General features: G+C 53.3%; 16 protein-coding genes. 4 read left to right on the forward strand and 12 right to left on the reverse strand.

Translation table 11 applies throughout. The annotated features are described in order from the left end of the window. The first annotated feature begins 59 nt into the window (after nt 1-59). Nucleotides 60-608 (forward strand): CAP domain-containing protein, encoded by a 549-nt coding sequence (locus TW80_RS11530; RefSeq protein WP_045997527.1) that lies wholly within the window; start codon nt 60-62, stop codon nt 606-608. Here TW80_RS11530 and TW80_RS11535 read toward each other — a convergent pair. The 8 genes from TW80_RS11535 to hslO form a co-directional block, all read right to left on the reverse strand. Then, nucleotides 605-1,093, reverse strand: coding sequence for a L,D-transpeptidase family protein (locus TW80_RS11535; protein ID WP_239450535.1), 489 nt, complete (start codon nt 1,091-1,093; stop codon nt 605-607). The genes TW80_RS11530 and TW80_RS11535 overlap by 4 nt on opposite strands. Before the next feature lie 87 nt (nt 1,094-1,180). Further along, nucleotides 1,181-2,383, reverse strand: coding sequence for a class I SAM-dependent RNA methyltransferase (locus TW80_RS11540; protein WP_045997528.1), 1,203 nt, complete (start codon nt 2,381-2,383; stop codon nt 1,181-1,183). Next, the gene (locus tag TW80_RS11545; protein ID WP_045997529.1) at nt 2,384-4,216 is read right to left on the reverse strand and encodes an ABC transporter ATP-binding protein; all 1,833 of its coding nucleotides are present in this window, start codon (nt 4,214-4,216) and stop codon (nt 2,384-2,386) included. It lies immediately after the preceding gene. Then, the gene (locus tag TW80_RS11550; RefSeq protein ID WP_045997530.1) at nt 4,213-6,060 is read right to left on the reverse strand and encodes an ABC transporter ATP-binding protein; all 1,848 of its coding nucleotides are present in this window, start codon (nt 6,058-6,060) and stop codon (nt 4,213-4,215) included. The genes TW80_RS11545 and TW80_RS11550 overlap by 4 nt, the downstream gene beginning before the upstream one ends. 43 nt (nt 6,061-6,103) lie before the next feature. Next, nucleotides 6,104-6,685: a LysE family translocator gene (locus TW80_RS11555; protein WP_239450536.1), complete on the reverse strand. Its 582-nt coding sequence runs from the start codon at nt 6,683-6,685 to the stop codon at nt 6,104-6,106. Continuing rightward, entirely contained in the window at nt 6,678-7,811 is a 1,134-nt protein-coding gene (locus TW80_RS11560) for a CCA tRNA nucleotidyltransferase (RefSeq protein WP_045997532.1), read from the reverse strand. Before TW80_RS11560 ends, TW80_RS11555 begins: the two co-directional genes overlap by 8 nt. After that, nucleotides 7,808-8,392 carry a CoA pyrophosphatase gene (locus TW80_RS11565; RefSeq protein ID WP_045997669.1) on the reverse strand — a complete coding sequence of 195 codons (585 nt, stop codon included), beginning with the start codon at nt 8,390-8,392 and terminating at the stop codon, nt 7,808-7,810. Before TW80_RS11565 ends, TW80_RS11560 begins: the two co-directional genes overlap by 4 nt. Next, entirely contained in the window at nt 8,385-9,377 is a 993-nt protein-coding gene (gene hslO, locus TW80_RS11570; protein WP_045997533.1) for an Hsp33 family molecular chaperone HslO, read from the reverse strand. The genes TW80_RS11565 and hslO overlap by 8 nt, the downstream gene beginning before the upstream one ends. A 78-nt stretch (nt 9,378-9,455) precedes the next feature. On the opposite strand from hslO, the gene TW80_RS11575 reads away from it, so the two are divergent. After that, nucleotides 9,456-9,890, forward strand: coding sequence for an NUDIX hydrolase (locus tag TW80_RS11575; protein ID WP_045997534.1), 435 nt, complete (start codon nt 9,456-9,458; stop codon nt 9,888-9,890). Here the strand turns inward: TW80_RS11575 and TW80_RS11580 are convergent. Further along, nucleotides 9,879-10,655 (reverse strand): hypothetical protein, encoded by a 777-nt coding sequence (locus TW80_RS11580; protein ID WP_045997535.1) that lies wholly within the window; start codon nt 10,653-10,655, stop codon nt 9,879-9,881. The genes TW80_RS11575 and TW80_RS11580 overlap by 12 nt on opposite strands. A gap of 134 nt (nt 10,656-10,789) precedes the next feature. On the opposite strand from TW80_RS11580, the gene TW80_RS11585 reads away from it, so the two are divergent. Further along, nucleotides 10,790-12,010 carry an argininosuccinate synthase gene (locus TW80_RS11585; RefSeq protein ID WP_045997536.1) on the forward strand — a complete coding sequence of 407 codons (1,221 nt, stop codon included), beginning with the start codon at nt 10,790-10,792 and terminating at the stop codon, nt 12,008-12,010. 58 nt (nt 12,011-12,068) lie between these two features. Here TW80_RS11585 and TW80_RS11590 read toward each other — a convergent pair whose 3' ends face one another. Next, nucleotides 12,069-12,983: a hypothetical protein gene (locus TW80_RS11590; RefSeq protein ID WP_157033253.1), complete on the reverse strand. Its 915-nt coding sequence runs from the start codon at nt 12,981-12,983 to the stop codon at nt 12,069-12,071. A gap of 159 nt (nt 12,984-13,142) precedes the next feature. On the opposite strand from TW80_RS11590, the gene TW80_RS11595 reads away from it, so the two are divergent. Then, the gene (locus TW80_RS11595; RefSeq protein ID WP_045997538.1) at nt 13,143-13,430 is read left to right on the forward strand and encodes an SCP2 sterol-binding domain-containing protein; all 288 of its coding nucleotides are present in this window, start codon (nt 13,143-13,145) and stop codon (nt 13,428-13,430) included. On the opposite strand, the gene TW80_RS11600 is transcribed toward TW80_RS11595, so the two are convergent. Both TW80_RS11600 and TW80_RS11605 read right to left on the reverse strand, forming a co-directional pair. Next, nucleotides 13,425-14,123, reverse strand: coding sequence for a sulfotransferase-like domain-containing protein (locus TW80_RS11600; protein ID WP_045997539.1), 699 nt, complete (start codon nt 14,121-14,123; stop codon nt 13,425-13,427). The two genes, TW80_RS11595 and TW80_RS11600, sit on opposite strands and share 6 nt — an antisense overlap. After that, nucleotides 14,120-15,019 (reverse strand): D-amino acid aminotransferase, encoded by a 900-nt coding sequence (locus tag TW80_RS11605; protein ID WP_045997540.1) that lies wholly within the window; start codon nt 15,017-15,019, stop codon nt 14,120-14,122. Before TW80_RS11605 ends, TW80_RS11600 begins: the two co-directional genes overlap by 4 nt. Nucleotides 15,020-15,122: the final 103 nt, after the last annotated feature.

The following is a 15,122-nucleotide window of genomic DNA, read 5'->3' on the forward strand; positions in this document are numbered from 1 at the left end:
GTTTGAAGTGCCGCGCCGATACCGCTACAGATAAACAATGAATTAGATTTAGGTGACCGATGTACCGACGCGAAATGATCTTGGGGCTGGTGGCAACGACGCTAGCTGCATGTCAAAGACCACAACGCCAGCTAGGGCCAGACGGTTTACCCCTTCCGACTGTTTATCGCATTTCAGACAGAGACGCAGCCGCTGTGCAATTTCGGATGCTCGATAGCATCAACGCATTGCGTACCAAAGCTGGTGCCGCCCCTGTTGAGTTGAACGCCCAACTAAATGCGGCGGCGGCAACACATGCGCGGGATATGTCGATCCAAAACCGGCCTTGGTTGTTTGGATCCGACGGGTCCAGCCCGCTTGACCGCGCATTGCGTGCCGGATTTGCGGGGCGACTGTTGGGCGAAAATATCTCGGAATCCTACGAAACTGAGCTGCAAACACTTGCTGCATGGATGGGCCAAGCTGACACGCGCGCTGTCTTGTTAGATCCAAATGCACGGTCGATGGGATTTGCATGGTACCAAGAACCCGAAGGCAAACTGTGGTGGTGCCTGAACATGGGCAGCGACCCTGCAATGTCGCAACCCATCCCCAGCGTCGCGTTCTAAGCGTAGATCGTCACCAAGGTACCCGTCTGAACCATCTGGTAAACTTCGTCCATTTCATCGTTCGAAATGGCGATACAGCCCCATGTCCAATCGGTTTGCCCAACCCAACGATCGGGTGTGCCGTGAATAAAGATATCCCCACCCGGGTCCAAACCCTGACTACGTGCATACGCCACATCGTTTGAATTGGGATAAGAAATCCCCAACGACAGATGAAAACGGCTGTTTGGGTTGCGACGATCAATCAGATATGCGCCCTCGGGGGTACGCCCATCGCCTTCGTGCACTTTGTGTCCCTCAGGGGTAAAGCCCAGTTGAAAACCGTATTCCTTTAACAGCGCATTATTATGCAAAAGCTGCATACGACGCTGTCCTTTGAATACTTGAATGCGTGTCACTTGTGGACCGGTATAAACCTGCGGTCCCGCCGAACAGCCAGCCAAACCCGCTGCTGCACCGACCATCATTGATCGTCTTGAAATCATATCACTGCCTACTTGTCCCGGTCTGCGCCGTTTTTCACAAGATATTCGCACATTATGGCAAAAGGTAGGAAAATTTGCCTTTTGATATCATTTTCGTGTGAAAGGCGCGACAACTTCGACATGCGGTGACCAGCGGAACTGATCAACAGTCTGGACCCATGGCATATCAAATCCAACGTCGGTCAGCATCTTTGCATCCCGCGCGAACGTGATGGGGTTGCAGGATACCATCGCAATGGTTTTGATCTCTGAGCGGGCAAGCGCTTCGATCTGAGCTTCAGCACCCGCGCGCGGCGGGTCAATGACGGCTGCATCGAAATGGCGCAGTTCATCAGGCTCAAGAGGCCGGCGAAACAGGTCGCGCGTTTCCGTTGTCACTTTGCGCAATTGATAGCCTTCGCGCCAACCGCGATCCAAAGCGGCGAGCATATCGGCTTCGCCTTCGACGGCGTGGACTTCGGCGCGTTTCGCGAGAGGCAGGGTAAATGTGCCGCAGCCCGCAAACAGATCGACAACACGCGATGCCTTTGCAGTGATCGCCTCAACCGCATCCAACAGAGATGTTTCACCATGTTTTGTTGCTTGCAAAAACGCACCCGGCGGCGGAGTGACTTTGGTTCCGCCAAAGTCTTGCGCAGGTGCGTTAATTGTTACCACAGGTTCATCGTTCCAAACCAAACGCGACAACCCGTGTTGGTTCGCAAATGCAGCCAATTCAATGCGCAGCTGCGGCGTGAGATCTTTGTCGGTTGCAACAAAAACATCGGGCCCGTGGTCTGCATCTGTCACGGTTAGGTCTATTTCGCCTTTGCGTGAACAGGCCAATACTGTCAGCGCCTCAAGAGCAGGCTGAATTGCCAACAACGCAGGCGTCATTAGTTGGCAGTCGGGCACAGCAACCAATGTATGCGATGCGCGCCCGTGAAAACCAACCATTGCCCCCTTTTTGGTGCGACGACCAGATAGCTTTGCCCGGCGGCGCGAACGCGCAGGCGAAGTCGCAACATCCGGAAAATCAGGCGTCAGCCCATGTGCCTGAACAGCCTTTTGAACGATACCAAGCTTCCAATCGGCGACAAAATGATCCGTGGCGTGCTGCATCGCGCAGCCCCCGCAGGATTTGTAATGTCGGCAGGATGCTGCAACGCGATCGGTTGACGGGGTGACAATCCGCACTGTGCCGTCTTGGGCAACTTCGACTTCTTCACCGGGTAGAACACGTGGCAACAAAGACCGCCCATCCGATGCGCGCCCCATTCCAAGGTGTGTCAAACTTTCAATTGTTAACATTTATTCCGCCGCATCTTTTGCATCTATGAAACCACCAGACTGTCGGTTCCAATAGCGCGCATATAGCCCACCCTTGGCCAACAGGTCTTCGTGGGTTCCTTGTTCAACAATGCGCCCGGCGTCAAGCACGATGATACGATCCATTTGCGCCAGCGTCGAAAGACGGTGAGCAATGGCAATCACCGTCTTGCCCTCCATAATAGACTCTAACCCTGCCTGAATCGAGGCTTCCACCTCGGAATCTAGTGCGGAGGTCGCCTCATCAAGCACCAGAATCGGGGCATCTTTGAGAATTGCACGCGCAATGGCGATACGTTGACGCTGGCCGCCAGATAGTTTGACGCCACGTTCACCCAAATGCGCAGCGTAGCCTTTGCGCCCTTTGTGGTCTTCAAGATCTCGGATAAAGCCATGCGCTTCGGCTTGGGTTGCGGCGGCTTCGATTTCGTCTTGGGTCGCATCCGGGCGCCCATAGCGAATGTTATCGACCGCTGATCGATTAAACATTGCAGTTTCTTGGGTCACCATGGCGATTTGGCTGCGAAGGCTTTGTTGGGTAACGTCGCGCACATCCTGACCGTCAATCCGTATGCTGCCTTCTTCGGCGTCATAAAGACGCAGCAGCAGCGCTACCAAAGTGGACTTACCGGCGCCCGAAGCCCCAACAAGACCAAGCTTTTCACCCGGTTTGACCGTCAAATCGACCCCATTTAGACCACCCGGTCCCCCACCGTAACGAAAGCTCACGTCTTCTAGGGCAATTTCCCCCTGATCCGCGCGCAATTCTATGGCGTCTTTCTTGTCCGCTAGGGTATGTGCGGGACTGAGGGTATTCATCGCATCTTCGAGTTCACCAATGTTGGAATACATCCCCATCAACGTGAAACTGACCCAGCCCGTCATCTGGGACAACCGCAAGGAAATCGCCCCAGCCGCGGCAATGTCGCCGGGGGTCGCGGTGCCCAAGTTCCAAAAATACAAAGTCGCCCCGACCAAAATAACAGGAATGAGCCCGCCCAGCGCCATGAGCCAAAACCGAAACGCCGCAGAGAGCTTGCCGTAAAAGATCGCCTTGTCACGATAGTTCATCATCGATTCAATCGCGGCGCGGTCTTCGAAATCGTCATGTGCGAACAGTTTGACGGTCTTGATATTCGTAATGGTATCAACAACCTGCCCCGTGACCATCGCGCGCGTAGCGGCACGTGCTTTAGCGCGCGCACGAATGCGCGGCATGAAGAAACGGATCATTCCGATGTAACAAATCACCCACACCGTCAGCAGCAGGGCGGAACGCAAGTCCATGGTTAGCAGCAAAATGATCGACCCAACAAACGATGCCAGCGCAAATGCAACGGTGTGGATCATGTCCACTGTAACATCCGTGGCAGCACGTGCGGCTTGCATCTGCTTTTGAGCGATGCGCCCAGCGAAATCATCGTCAAAGAACGTCACAGACTGTCCAATGGAGTGGCGGTGCAACCGCGATAGGATCAAATTGCTAAGTGACGGCGCAATCACCACGTTTTGCAAATAACCAGACAGACCCAAGAAAACGGGCCGCAACAAAAGAAAGAAAAGTGTCACACCGACCAGCAACGGCACGTTTTGCGAAAAATATGAACCGGGGTCAGAAGCCAGAGCCGCATCAATAACCCAGCCCAGCATCATGGCGGTTGCCACCTCAAGGGCACCAGCAGAAGCAGAGACTAATCCTGCGAAAAAGACGATTTTTAGACTACCATCAACACACCATTTCAAAAAGGCCAACAAGGTTTGCGGGGGTGGTCCACTGGCAGGTTCGAACGCGTCGATCCAGTTTTCTAGCTTCATTTTGTGTCCTGCTCACTTTGTCCGATGAAGCCTCCCGACTGTCGGGCCCAAAAACGCGCATACTTGCCATTTTGGGCGAGCAGCTGTTCGTGGGTGCCATCTTCGACGATTTTGCCGTGATCCATAACAATGATGCGATCCATCTGCGCAATCGTCGATAGCCGGTGGGCGATAGCGATCACCGTCTTACCTTGCATCATGCCATATAGGGTCTGCTGGATGGCGGCTTCGACCTCACTATCTAGGGCGCTGGTCGCTTCGTCCAGTAACAAGATCGGTGCATCCTTCAACATGACGCGTGCAAGCGCGATCCGCTGGCGTTGTCCCCCCGAGAGTTTCACACCGCGTTCCCCCACACGCGCGTCATAACCTTTGTTTCCTTCGGAATCTTCCAAATTCAGAATAAAGTCATGGGCCTCGGCCTTTTGGGCGGCGGCGATCATTTCCGCTTCGGTTGCGTCGGGATTGCCATACATAATGTTTTCGCGAACTGACCGATGCAGTAGCGATGAATCTTGCTGGACCATCCCAATCTTGCGTCGCAGGCTTTCTTGGCTGACGGTGGCAATATCTTGGGTATCGATTGAGATCTTGCCTTGTTCGGCGTCGTAAAAACGCAGCAGCAGCTTAACAAGCGTCGACTTCCCTGCGCCTGATTCACCGACCAATCCGACACGTTGCCCCGGTTCAATCGTCAGATTGATACCATCCAATCCACCTGATTTCTTGCCATAGTGATGCGATAACTGATCAATTTTCACGCCCCCCGGTCCTGATTGCAGCGTACTTGCAGCAGCATCATCCGTCAGAGTGATCGGCTGAGCGATGGTTTTCATACCTTCGCTCACAACACCAAGTTCACGGAAAAAGTCGCTGACCGCCCACATGATCCAGCCTGACATTCCGTTCAATCGCAGCGTCAACGATGTCGCCACAGCAACCACGCCCAGCGTTGCCGCGCCATGAAACCATAGATAGATCGCCCACCCAACAACGCCAACGATGAGCAGCCCATTCAGGACGGTTAGGGCAATATCCATGATCGTATAAAGCCGCATTTCAGCCTGAAAGGTGCAGCGCGACCCCTCGATGGCGTCTTTGGCATAGGCCAGTTCGCGGTCGTGGTGCGCGAACATTTTGACCGAATGAATGTTGGTATAGCTATCGACGACACGCCCTGTGACCACGCTGCGCGCATTTGATGATGCCTCTGATGCGGGGCCAATCCGCTGCACGACCCACCGAAGCAGTACCATATATGGCACAAACCAAAGCGCGAGCGGAACGATCAGCCATGGGTCACCTTGGCCCAGCAAAATCGCCGCACCCACCACATAGGCGAAGGCAAAAGTAATCGCATCGAAAAGCTGAAAAACGACTTCGCCGGCTGCGGATGGCGTTTGCATGATGCGGTTTGCAATGCGCCCCGCAAAATCATCTTCGAACCAACCGACAGATTGACGCAGCACATGTCGATGTGCACGCCACCGCACCATCGCCGAGAAATTGGGCAATATCGTATTATTGAGCAGTAAAACCTGCACAATATGAAGCGCAGGCCGCAAGGTCAGAATAAAGACCGCGACAAGGATGATCTCGACCCCGCTACGCACCCACGCCTCTTGGGGGGAACCGTCTGACAGAATATCAACGATACGCCCGACATATCCAAGCAGCCAAATTTCAACCGCTGCGATGATAACGGACAGCGTTCCCGTCAACAGAAAGATGTACTTAAACGGCTCTGCATAGGCGCGCAAAAATGGATAGAGCCGCGTCGGCGGCACATCATTTTCTTGGTAGTTCGTATAGGGGTCGATCAGTCGTTCAAAATAGCGAAACATGATCCTGCCTCTCGCATGTGCGAAAGACATAACAAGGTTTCTGTCAGAGTAAAACCAGCACAGAAAATCCAACCAATGCGACGGCCATCACCCGCATAAAGACGCGCCATGCTGTTTGATTTGTCAGCAAAAATGCCAAGATAGCGCCAGCCGCTGTCCAGAATAGGCAAACTCCTAGATTCAAACCAGAAAAGGTCAGCGACAAGGTTTTTGCCTGATCAAGCGGGCCAAGATTTGCGACATATGCCGTCGCGCTGAGCGCCACAGCCCAAACCTTGGGGTTTATCCACTGGAACAACACCGCTTCGATAAATGTGAATGGGCGATCGCTGCCGTCCCCCTTGGCTGGGTCCGCCCGCCACAAATTGAACGCCATCCACAAAATCCAGGCACTCGCCGCGATTTTCAGGATGAATTCGAGCGTTGGATAGGCATTAAGCAATGTTCCGATGCCAAAACCGGTGACGCCTGCCGTTATCCCCACGCCAACAGCAACACCAGCGATATGCGGGATGGTACGCCGAAACCCAAACCGCGCGCCTGAGGTCGTGAGCAAGATCACATTCGGGCCGGGTGAGAACAATCCGAAGAAAACAAATCCAAACAGCGGCAACAACTCAGCCAAGCAGTTCATCCTTACTAAGTGTAAAGTCAGACGCAATCCAACGTGCTTCGGCGCCCTTGAGCGCCTGACCAAGAGCTGGGCCTTGGTATTGTGGCATTAAATCGATCGCTTTGATGGGAAAGACTTGCTGCGCGCCAAATTTTGCCTTTTGGGCCTGAATAGGGTCTATTTCTACGCCAAGACTCGCAGCGCGAACGGCCAAATTATCCAAGGCAATACGCGCACCATACCGATAGCCAAGCTCACCGGGTGTCAGGTCAGATAAAGTCTGAGAAACCTGTTTCTTTTGTTCGTTGGACAGCCTCAAACCGGATCTATCCCCACCCACTACGGCGAGCCGACGGATTGGATTGATGGGTAGCTTGTTCTGCTGCTCAACATGGACCAAAACGGCAAGGACCGTCGCCTCTGCCCCAGGCAGAACCTGCGCCAAAGCACCCGTCGCTGACATTGACGCAACGGCGGGTGCAGGGTCGGGCGCGCCAAGCAGTTTCAGCAACTCGCTTGTAATCCGCTCGGCAGAGAGCGTTTGAATTCCTTCAACGTTTTCAGCACATGCGGCCAAACCATCGGGGTCTGGCCCCTCGTTCGCCGCGCCGTACCACGCGTGGAACCTAAAGAACCGCAAAATGCGTAGATAGTCCTCTTGGATACGTTGCGCGGCATCATCAATGAAACGGACCCTTCGGGCGTATAAATCAGGTAAGCCCCCAAGGGGATCAACAACCTGACCATCAGCACCAACATAGAGCGCGTTCATCGTAAAATCGCGGCGACGGGCATCATCCGTCATGTTGTCGGCAAACGCGACCGTCGCACGACGGCCATCTGTCGCGACATCGCGGCGAAAGGTTGTGACCTCAAATGGGACGTTTTCGGCAAGAATAGTGACTGTTCCGTGTGCAATTCCCGTCGGGATCACATCTAGCCCGGCGGCTTTGGCGAGGCTCATGACCGTCTCGGGGTGCGCGTCAGTTGATAGGTCCAGATCGGCGACAGGTTCGTTCAAAAGCGTATTGCGAACGCATCCCCCGACAAACCACGCCTGATACCCAGCGTCAGTAAGAAGACGACAGACCTGTTGCGAGGCATTATCTGTCAACCAATCGGCATCTATCTTTGTCATGACAGTCGATCCGCAAGACCGCGCAAGATACGCGCAGTCGCACCCCAAATGTAATAAGGCCCGTAAGGAACCGCGTAATACTGGCGCAGTTGACCCCGCCAATACCGTCCTTCGATGCGATAATTTGACGGATTAGCGAGATGCGCAATTGGCACTTCGAAAATTTCGCTTACCTCGCCTTCTTCGCGGGTGGGTTCAAAGTCTTGGGTCAGTATGCCGACAATTGGTGTCACTTGATACCCGGTGACAGTCTGGTGCGTTGGCAACGATCCAAGCACATCAACAATCCCAAGAGGCAGGCCAATCTCTTCGTTTGCTTCGCGTAGAGCGGCATCAGTCAGGGATTTGTCGGTAGGGTCCTGTTTTCCACCTGGAAATGCAATTTGACCCGGATGATGTTTCAACCGCGCAGAGCGTTTTGTGAGAATAACAGTGTCTAACACAGGGCGAAACGCAACAAGAACTGCCGCTGGCGTTTGCGTCAGATTGTTTGGTTGAATAGATTTGTTCAGGTCAAAATCCGAAGATGCGCTGCCCAAATCGGACAACGCACCCACAATTCGTGTGCGCAGATCAGGCACCGCCATCCTTTGCCTCGAACCCAAGTGTGGCGGGGTCAAAGACGTAATGCGCACCACAGAACTGACAATCGGCAGTTACTGTGCCTTCGGGCGTGACCATCGTGCCAATCTCTTTGGCGGAATAGATCGACAGGCTTTGGCGGACGCGATCATCTGAACATGTACAGCCAAATGAAATGGGTTGAGCATCAAACACACGCGGCTGCTCTTCGTGGAACAACCTCACGAGCAGATCCGTCGGCGTAACGGTCGGCCCGATCAGCTCGATCTCGTCCACTGTGTCCAATAGCGTATTTGCGCGCGTCCAGTTTTCACCTTCTGCCTCGTCCAGAATATCGCTCGCATCCAAGAGACCAGCCTCGCCAGAACCACCTTCGCCGGATACAGAAGGTGATGCTTTGGGCATGTGCTGCAAGATCACGCCGCCTGCACGCCAATGCGCATCCTCACCGGGCATTTGTGACCTTCCATAGCTCAGCGAAAACCGGGTCGGGAGCTGCTCTGACTGAGCAAAATAGGTCTCTGCGCATTTGGCAAGCGAACCGCCCGCAATGGGTGTGATCCCCTGATAGGGGGTCATCCCTTCGCCTTGGTCGATCAAAATCGCAAAGTAGCCGTCACCAATTTGCGAGAACGGCTCGGCATCGCGATCAAGACGTTCATCATCAAAAGACGCATACGCGCGAATGCGTGCCGGCTGACCATCATCTGTTGGCGCGTAGTAATCTGTCGCGATCAGGCGTGCGGCACCAGACCCGCGAACCTGCAACGAAAGCTTCCAACGCAGCTTCATCGTTTGGCCGATCAATGCTGTAAGCAACGCCATCTCGGCGACAAGCGCTTCGATGACCTGCGGATAGTCGTGCTGGGACAACACCTGTTCTAGCACACCATCTAACCGCGCCACCCGTCCACGGATGTCGGAAGCATCAAGTTGAAATGGCAGGACGGTATCGTCCCAAGCGATTTTGGCGCTGAGGCTCATGGTCTTTCCTTACATGTCAGGAATTGGCATACCGCGCCTATATAGGCAGAGCAAGCCAAGGTCCAAGGGGGTAAGGCAATGAAACGCTATGGTGACAGCCCAAAAAAGGGCCATAAATACACGCTGCGCCCCGGTGCCTATGCAATTTTGCCGCGCGACGGGAAAATTCTAGTGACCTATCAAGCCGCCCCGCACTTCGAACACCAGCTGCCCGGTGGTGGGATCGATCCGGGCGAAAGCCCTGTTCAGGCGCTTCACCGCGAAGTGTTCGAAGAAACAGGTTGGCGCATCGCCCGCCCCCTGCGCATCGGTGCGTTCCGGCGTTTTGTCTATATGCCTGAATATGACATCAACGCCGAAAAGATTTGCCACATCTATCTGGCCCGCCCCGTACGGCCCCATGGCCCACCAAGAGAACCAGGTCACACTGCCGTTTGGTTACCACCACAAGAAGCCCTGCACGCAATCGCCAACGAAGGCGACGCCGCATTTTTGGCCAGCTTAATCAATTAGCGCGCGGCCCTCGATGACATGACCATAGAGGGTTGTCAGAACACTGACACCGATCAACAGCGTCACCCATTGTACGCAGATATCGACAAGTGACCCCAAGATCGGACCAACTTGGTACAGCCCTTGCACCGCGAGGCCTGCAACAAGGTTAATGATCACAATGATCGCCACGATACCGAAAATCGTGCCGTTCAGCGGCGCGGTGGCCTGCCATGCCTCTGAAACCTTAACAGGTTTGCCCACTGCAACAGATGGCAATGAAACCCCAATACGGAACCAAACGACTGACAGCACAACCGTTAACGCGATCCCTAAGATTGCAGACAATCCGCCCGAAACGGCACTCACCGCAGAAATAATCAGCAAACCGGCGATTGCCGCGCCCACCAAGATTAATCCGCACAGCAAAGTGCGGAAAATATACGCGTTGATCGGTCGACCAGACACGGCAGGAAGCAAGCCGCTGTATTCCTCGAGCAAGATGAATCGATGCCAAGAAACCGCAAACCATGCCGTTACAAAAAGCGTGGTGAACAGCAAAACTGCCGCCGTCAGAATAATGGTACCCCCGGACGGGTCAAACTGCCCTTGCTCGAACCGTCCACCCATCGATATCTGATTGATCGCTTCCCACACACCGGACACACGAAACGCGATAAAATAGATAGCAATCATGAGAGCATAAGGCCCTACGGACACCCGCAGTGCTTGCCCCAAGTTGCCAAAAATCATGGCAAACGCATGTCGTATAATCTGAAAAGCCATCTACAAATTCCTTTTTGTGTCACTGTGGGCTTGGTTGCATGGGGCAAACCACGCGTCAACGGGGCAATCCTTGCTCTATCTGCAGAAAACGGTTATCGCGCGAAGCTAAATACATCAGCAAAAAGGCCCCTCGTATGACTGCCCCTAAAAAAGTTGTTCTCGCCTATTCCGGTGGCCTCGATACGTCGATCATTCTGAAGTGGCTTCAGACAGAATACGGATGCGAGGTTGTTACCTTCACGGCTGATCTTGGCCAGGGCGAAGAGCTCGAACCTGCCCGCCAAAAAGCTGAACTTCTGGGGATCAAACCCGAGAATATCTACATCGAAGACATCCGTGAAGAATTTGTACGCGATTTCGTTTTCCCGATGTTCCGCGCCAACGCGCTATACGAAGGTCTGTACCTGCTGGGCACATCAATCGCTCGTCCGCTGATTTCAAAGCGGCTGGTCGAAATCGCTGCCGAAACTGGTGCCGACGCTGTATCACACGGTGCAACCGGTAAGGGCAACGATCAGGTTCGCTTTGAACTGTCTGCCTACGCATTGAACCCCGATATCAAAGTTATCGCGCCTTGGCGTGAATGGGATCTGTCATCGCGGACCAAACTACTTGAGTTCGCTGAAAAGAACCAAATCCCGATTGCCAAGGACAAACGTGGCGAGGCACCATTTAGCGTCGATGCTAACCTGCTGCATACGTCATCCGAAGGTAAAGTTCTGGAAAACCCGGGCGAAGAAGCACCAGACTATGTTTACCAGCGCACGGTGAACCCAGAAGACGCGCCTGATACGCCCGAGTTCATCGAAGTCGAATTCGAAAAAGGTGATGCCGTCGCGATCAATGGCGAAAAAATGTCGCCCGCGACTATCCTGACCGCGCTCAACGAATATGGGCGTAAACACGGCATCGGCCGTTTGGATTTTGTTGAAAACCGCTTTGTCGGCATGAAATCCCGCGGCATCTATGAAACACCCGGCGGAACGATCCTGCTCGAGGCACACCGTGGCATCGAGCAGATCACGCTTGATTCCGGCGCTGGCCACCTCAAAGACAGCCTGATGCCGCGCTACGCAGAACTGATCTACAACGGTTTCTGGTATTCGCCAGAGCGTGAGATGCTGCAAGCTGCCATCGACAAGTCACAAGAGCATGTCACCGGTACTGTGCGCCTGAAACTCTACAAAGGTTCGGTCAACACCACAGCACGCTGGTCAGACCACAGCCTATATTCCGAGGCCCACGTGACATTCGAGGAAGACGCAGGCGCCTACGACCAGTCGGACGCACAAGGCTTTATCCAGCTGAACGCGCTGCGTTTGAAGCTACTGGCCGCAAGAAACCGCAAATTCTAAGGTTTCAAAGCCATTAAAAAAATTAAGCCGCGCAGTCATTCGCGCGGCTTTTTCTTTACTATTCGGCATAGTCCTCTAGCACCCGTGCTTCTGCCTTGAGCAACTTTTCAACCAGCAAGAACGGGATGCGTAGGTCCTCGTTAGCTCGCTGAACGCCTGCCATGATCCGAGCATTGGTAGCAATGAGCCCGCCAATCCGGAAAAGCTTCCTCGGATATGTAATCGCGATATGCATGACTTCTCCGTTGCTCGTCGCGGAGAAAATCTGTGCATCTGATCCTATCGCTTGCTCAGGTTCGACAAGTGCCTCAATTACAGGCCGCAATGCCGGATGAATATCACGCGCACCTTCATTACTCATCCAAACGCCGTAACCTTCACCCGTCCAACGGTTCGCAGAGTCGACACGTACAAGATTGCGCACATCGAGCTTGACCCTACTAGATAGGTGATCTTCTGTGAGCCTGTCTGATGCAAAGAAAAATGCAGGCATGGGAACGGTGTTCTGAAACTTAAGAACAAGGCCATTAAACAAAACCTTAGATCTCTTGCCCCACGTTCGGATTCGAATCTCGGCAAAAGAAACCTCGTTGCCACCGATACGCCCAGTGATCTCGTGCATAGCGCGCCTGCGCGCAAACCACGGTAGCAATCGCCGAGGAAGCGCTTTCATGAAAGGGGTTGCGCGCTGCTGATAGGTTAGCCCAAGTAGCTCGACTAAATGCGGAAGGAGCAATCGCTGTTGCATTCGTATAGCCCATTCGTTGACAGACAAGCAGAGCAGGCCCGCAACAACCAAGAGAAACGCAAAGTAATCTGTTCCGAGGTTTTGCGTGCCAAACACAACGAATTGGATCGCGGCCACAACGGCAATGACCCGACCCCAATTGGTTAAAGTCATCAAGCGAGAGGTGAACGAAATAGTGGCGGCTTCCGGGGTTGTTGCGTCACCATCAAGACGGGTTGATTTCATCAGATGATCCAAAATGTATAAACAATATCTCTGAAACTAGCATTTCCATCCAAAGCGAGCCAGACTTTCCGTCCCATGAAAATTGCGCCGTAACGTTCAAATAGACGTGCAACAAACGAGCAGGATAGTTAAAGAATACCGAAAATTGCAGGAGCCATCATGTCCCTAGTTGAAATCGCAGCCAAAATGCAGCGTGGGTTAGACAAGTTTACTTTGGACAAAGTAATCAAATTCGATTGCAAAGATAGCGGTGCAATTACCCTCATTGATCAAAAGGCCGAATTGGCCGATCTGCCTGCTGATTGCACAATTCATATTTCTGACAGCAATCTGGCAAAACTTATCAAGGGCGACCTAAATCCCATGACCGCCTTTGCCATGGGCAAAATCAAAGTATCCGGCGATATGGGTGTTGCGATGAAATTGGGGCAACTGCTGAAGTCATAGCTTTTGCCGGGCCATTTTTTCGTAATACGGTAACGCCTTTGCACAAAGCGAGGCGGCGTCGCCTTCTAGTTCTGGTAACGGGCCCTCGGCGCTGGCGAAACCTGTGCTCTGATGGACAGCGTTGTACCAATGGCTTGCCCAAATGCCGTCTTCGGCTCTGGCGCCTTTTTCCCAACTCAGCATTGCGGGATCAAATTCTAATCCAATAGCCTGACACAACTTGGTCAGCATTTTCTCTGGGTTTTCTCGGATGTCGGCACTGTCGATAACGTGGCCACCGATTTGATCATAAAGCGCGACTTGCTGGGCAAAGCCGATATCTTCGAACGTCATTTCAGAACGTTTCACACCATAAGAAGCAATGACCCGCGCCGGATGGCGAATGAGGTGGACGTTCACGCAGTCCTGTGCCCAGTCCATCGGCATTCCTTTGACCATATGATGTGGCATGTGTTTCATGTAAAAATGAGGTCTTTCCCCTGAGTTAGACTCTGTTATTCGTGCCGAAACTTTCTTTGGGTCCGTCTCATGTGCGGCCAAAACTTGATCGCGCATTGGATGATCAATACCGGTCGCTTCAAGATACGGCGCATAAAACGGTTCATCCCAAACGGCACAATCGGCACGGTTCCCAAAGCTGTACATCATCGCCGTCGAAAGATTTCGCGGCCCGGACCACATCGCAATTTTCATGAATTCACCACCAGTTCTTTGTAAAGTTCGCGCAGCCGCGTTGTGACCGGCCCCAATTCACCGGTTCCAATTACTCTGCCGTCAATGCTGCCCACGGGGGTCTGCGCCCCGAAGGTTCCAGTCAAGAATGCCTCTTCTGCGGAATAAGTATCGACGAGACTGAAATTCCGTTCAAATACCGGAATATCGTTCGCGCGGCACAGGTCGATCACCTTTTGCCGCGTGATCCCATTCATACAGTAGTCGCCAGTGCTGGTCCAAACTGCACCCTTCTTCACAATGAAAAAGTTACAAGCGTTGGTCGTATTCACAAACCCATGCACATCAAGCATCAGCGCCTCGTCCGCACCAGCTTTTTGCGCGGCAATGCACGCAAGGATACAATTCAGCTTGGAGTGGCTGTTCAGTTTTGGGTCCTGTGTCATTGGCAGACCGCGCAAATGTGGAACGGTCGCCAGCGTGATAGGGCGCGGAATCTGAGGTTTGGAATGTTCCATGATAATGGTGAAGGTCGGCCCAGATTGCGACAAACTGGGGTGCTGAAATGGTCGGACCTTGGTGCCACGTGTAACCATCAGACGCGCGTGGGCGTCTGTGGTCATTTCATTGGCATTTTGTGTCTCTAACAAAGCCGAAATCACAGATTTACGATCCATCCCGAGATCAAGATCAATGGCTTTTGCCGCCTCAAAAAGGCGGTCAATATGTTCGTCCAGAAACGCCCATTTGCCGTCATACAAGCGCAGCCCTTCCCAAACTCCATCGCCCAGCATGAAACCAGAATCATAAACGCTGACAACGGCCTGCGCTTTGGGAACGATCCGACCATTCAGATAGATCAGGATTTCCTCGTTGCGGGCGTCTTCTTCGGCTTGGTGGGTGGTCACTTCGGTCATTTCGCGCTCCTTTGATTGGACGCTAGGACAGAGTTCGAAATGTTCCAAGCGATAAACACCGCGTGAGATCACGACGCCGTGCGTTGCGTATTTGTTATGCACG

Source organism: Loktanella sp. S4079 (genome assembly GCF_000967725.1).
GTDB lineage: Bacteria > Pseudomonadota > Alphaproteobacteria > Rhodobacterales > Rhodobacteraceae > Yoonia.

Coding starts and splice junctions, on each gene's coding strand:
- TW80_RS11530 (WP_045997527.1), top strand. CDS start 60: ATGTACCGACGCGAAATGATCTTGGGGCTGGTGGCAACGACGCTAGCT.
- TW80_RS11535 (WP_239450535.1), bottom strand. CDS start 1,093: ATGATTTCAAGACGATCAATGATGGTCGGTGCAGCAGCGGGTTTGGCT.
- TW80_RS11540 (WP_045997528.1), bottom strand. CDS start 2,383: ATGTTAACAATTGAAAGTTTGACACACCTTGGAATGGGGCGCGCATCG.
- TW80_RS11545 (WP_045997529.1), bottom strand. CDS start 4,216: ATGAAGCTAGAAAACTGGATCGACGCGTTCGAACCTGCCAGTGGACCA.
- TW80_RS11550 (WP_045997530.1), bottom strand. CDS start 6,060: ATGTTTCGCTATTTTGAACGACTGATCGACCCCTATACGAACTACCAA.
- TW80_RS11560 (WP_045997532.1), bottom strand. CDS start 7,811: ATGACAAAGATAGATGCCGATTGGTTGACAGATAATGCCTCGCAACAG.
- hslO (WP_045997533.1), bottom strand. CDS start 9,377: ATGAGCCTCAGCGCCAAAATCGCTTGGGACGATACCGTCCTGCCATTT.
- TW80_RS11575 (WP_045997534.1), top strand. CDS start 9,456: ATGAAACGCTATGGTGACAGCCCAAAAAAGGGCCATAAATACACGCTG.
- TW80_RS11580 (WP_045997535.1), bottom strand. CDS start 10,655: ATGGCTTTTCAGATTATACGACATGCGTTTGCCATGATTTTTGGCAAC.
- TW80_RS11585 (WP_045997536.1), top strand. CDS start 10,790: ATGACTGCCCCTAAAAAAGTTGTTCTCGCCTATTCCGGTGGCCTCGAT.
- TW80_RS11590 (WP_157033253.1), bottom strand. CDS start 12,983: ATGAAATCAACCCGTCTTGATGGTGACGCAACAACCCCGGAAGCCGCC.
- TW80_RS11595 (WP_045997538.1), top strand. CDS start 13,143: ATGTCCCTAGTTGAAATCGCAGCCAAAATGCAGCGTGGGTTAGACAAG.
- TW80_RS11600 (WP_045997539.1), bottom strand. CDS start 14,123: ATGAAAATTGCGATGTGGTCCGGGCCGCGAAATCTTTCGACGGCGATG.
- TW80_RS11605 (WP_045997540.1), bottom strand. CDS start 15,019: ATGACCGAAGTGACCACCCACCAAGCCGAAGAAGACGCCCGCAACGAG.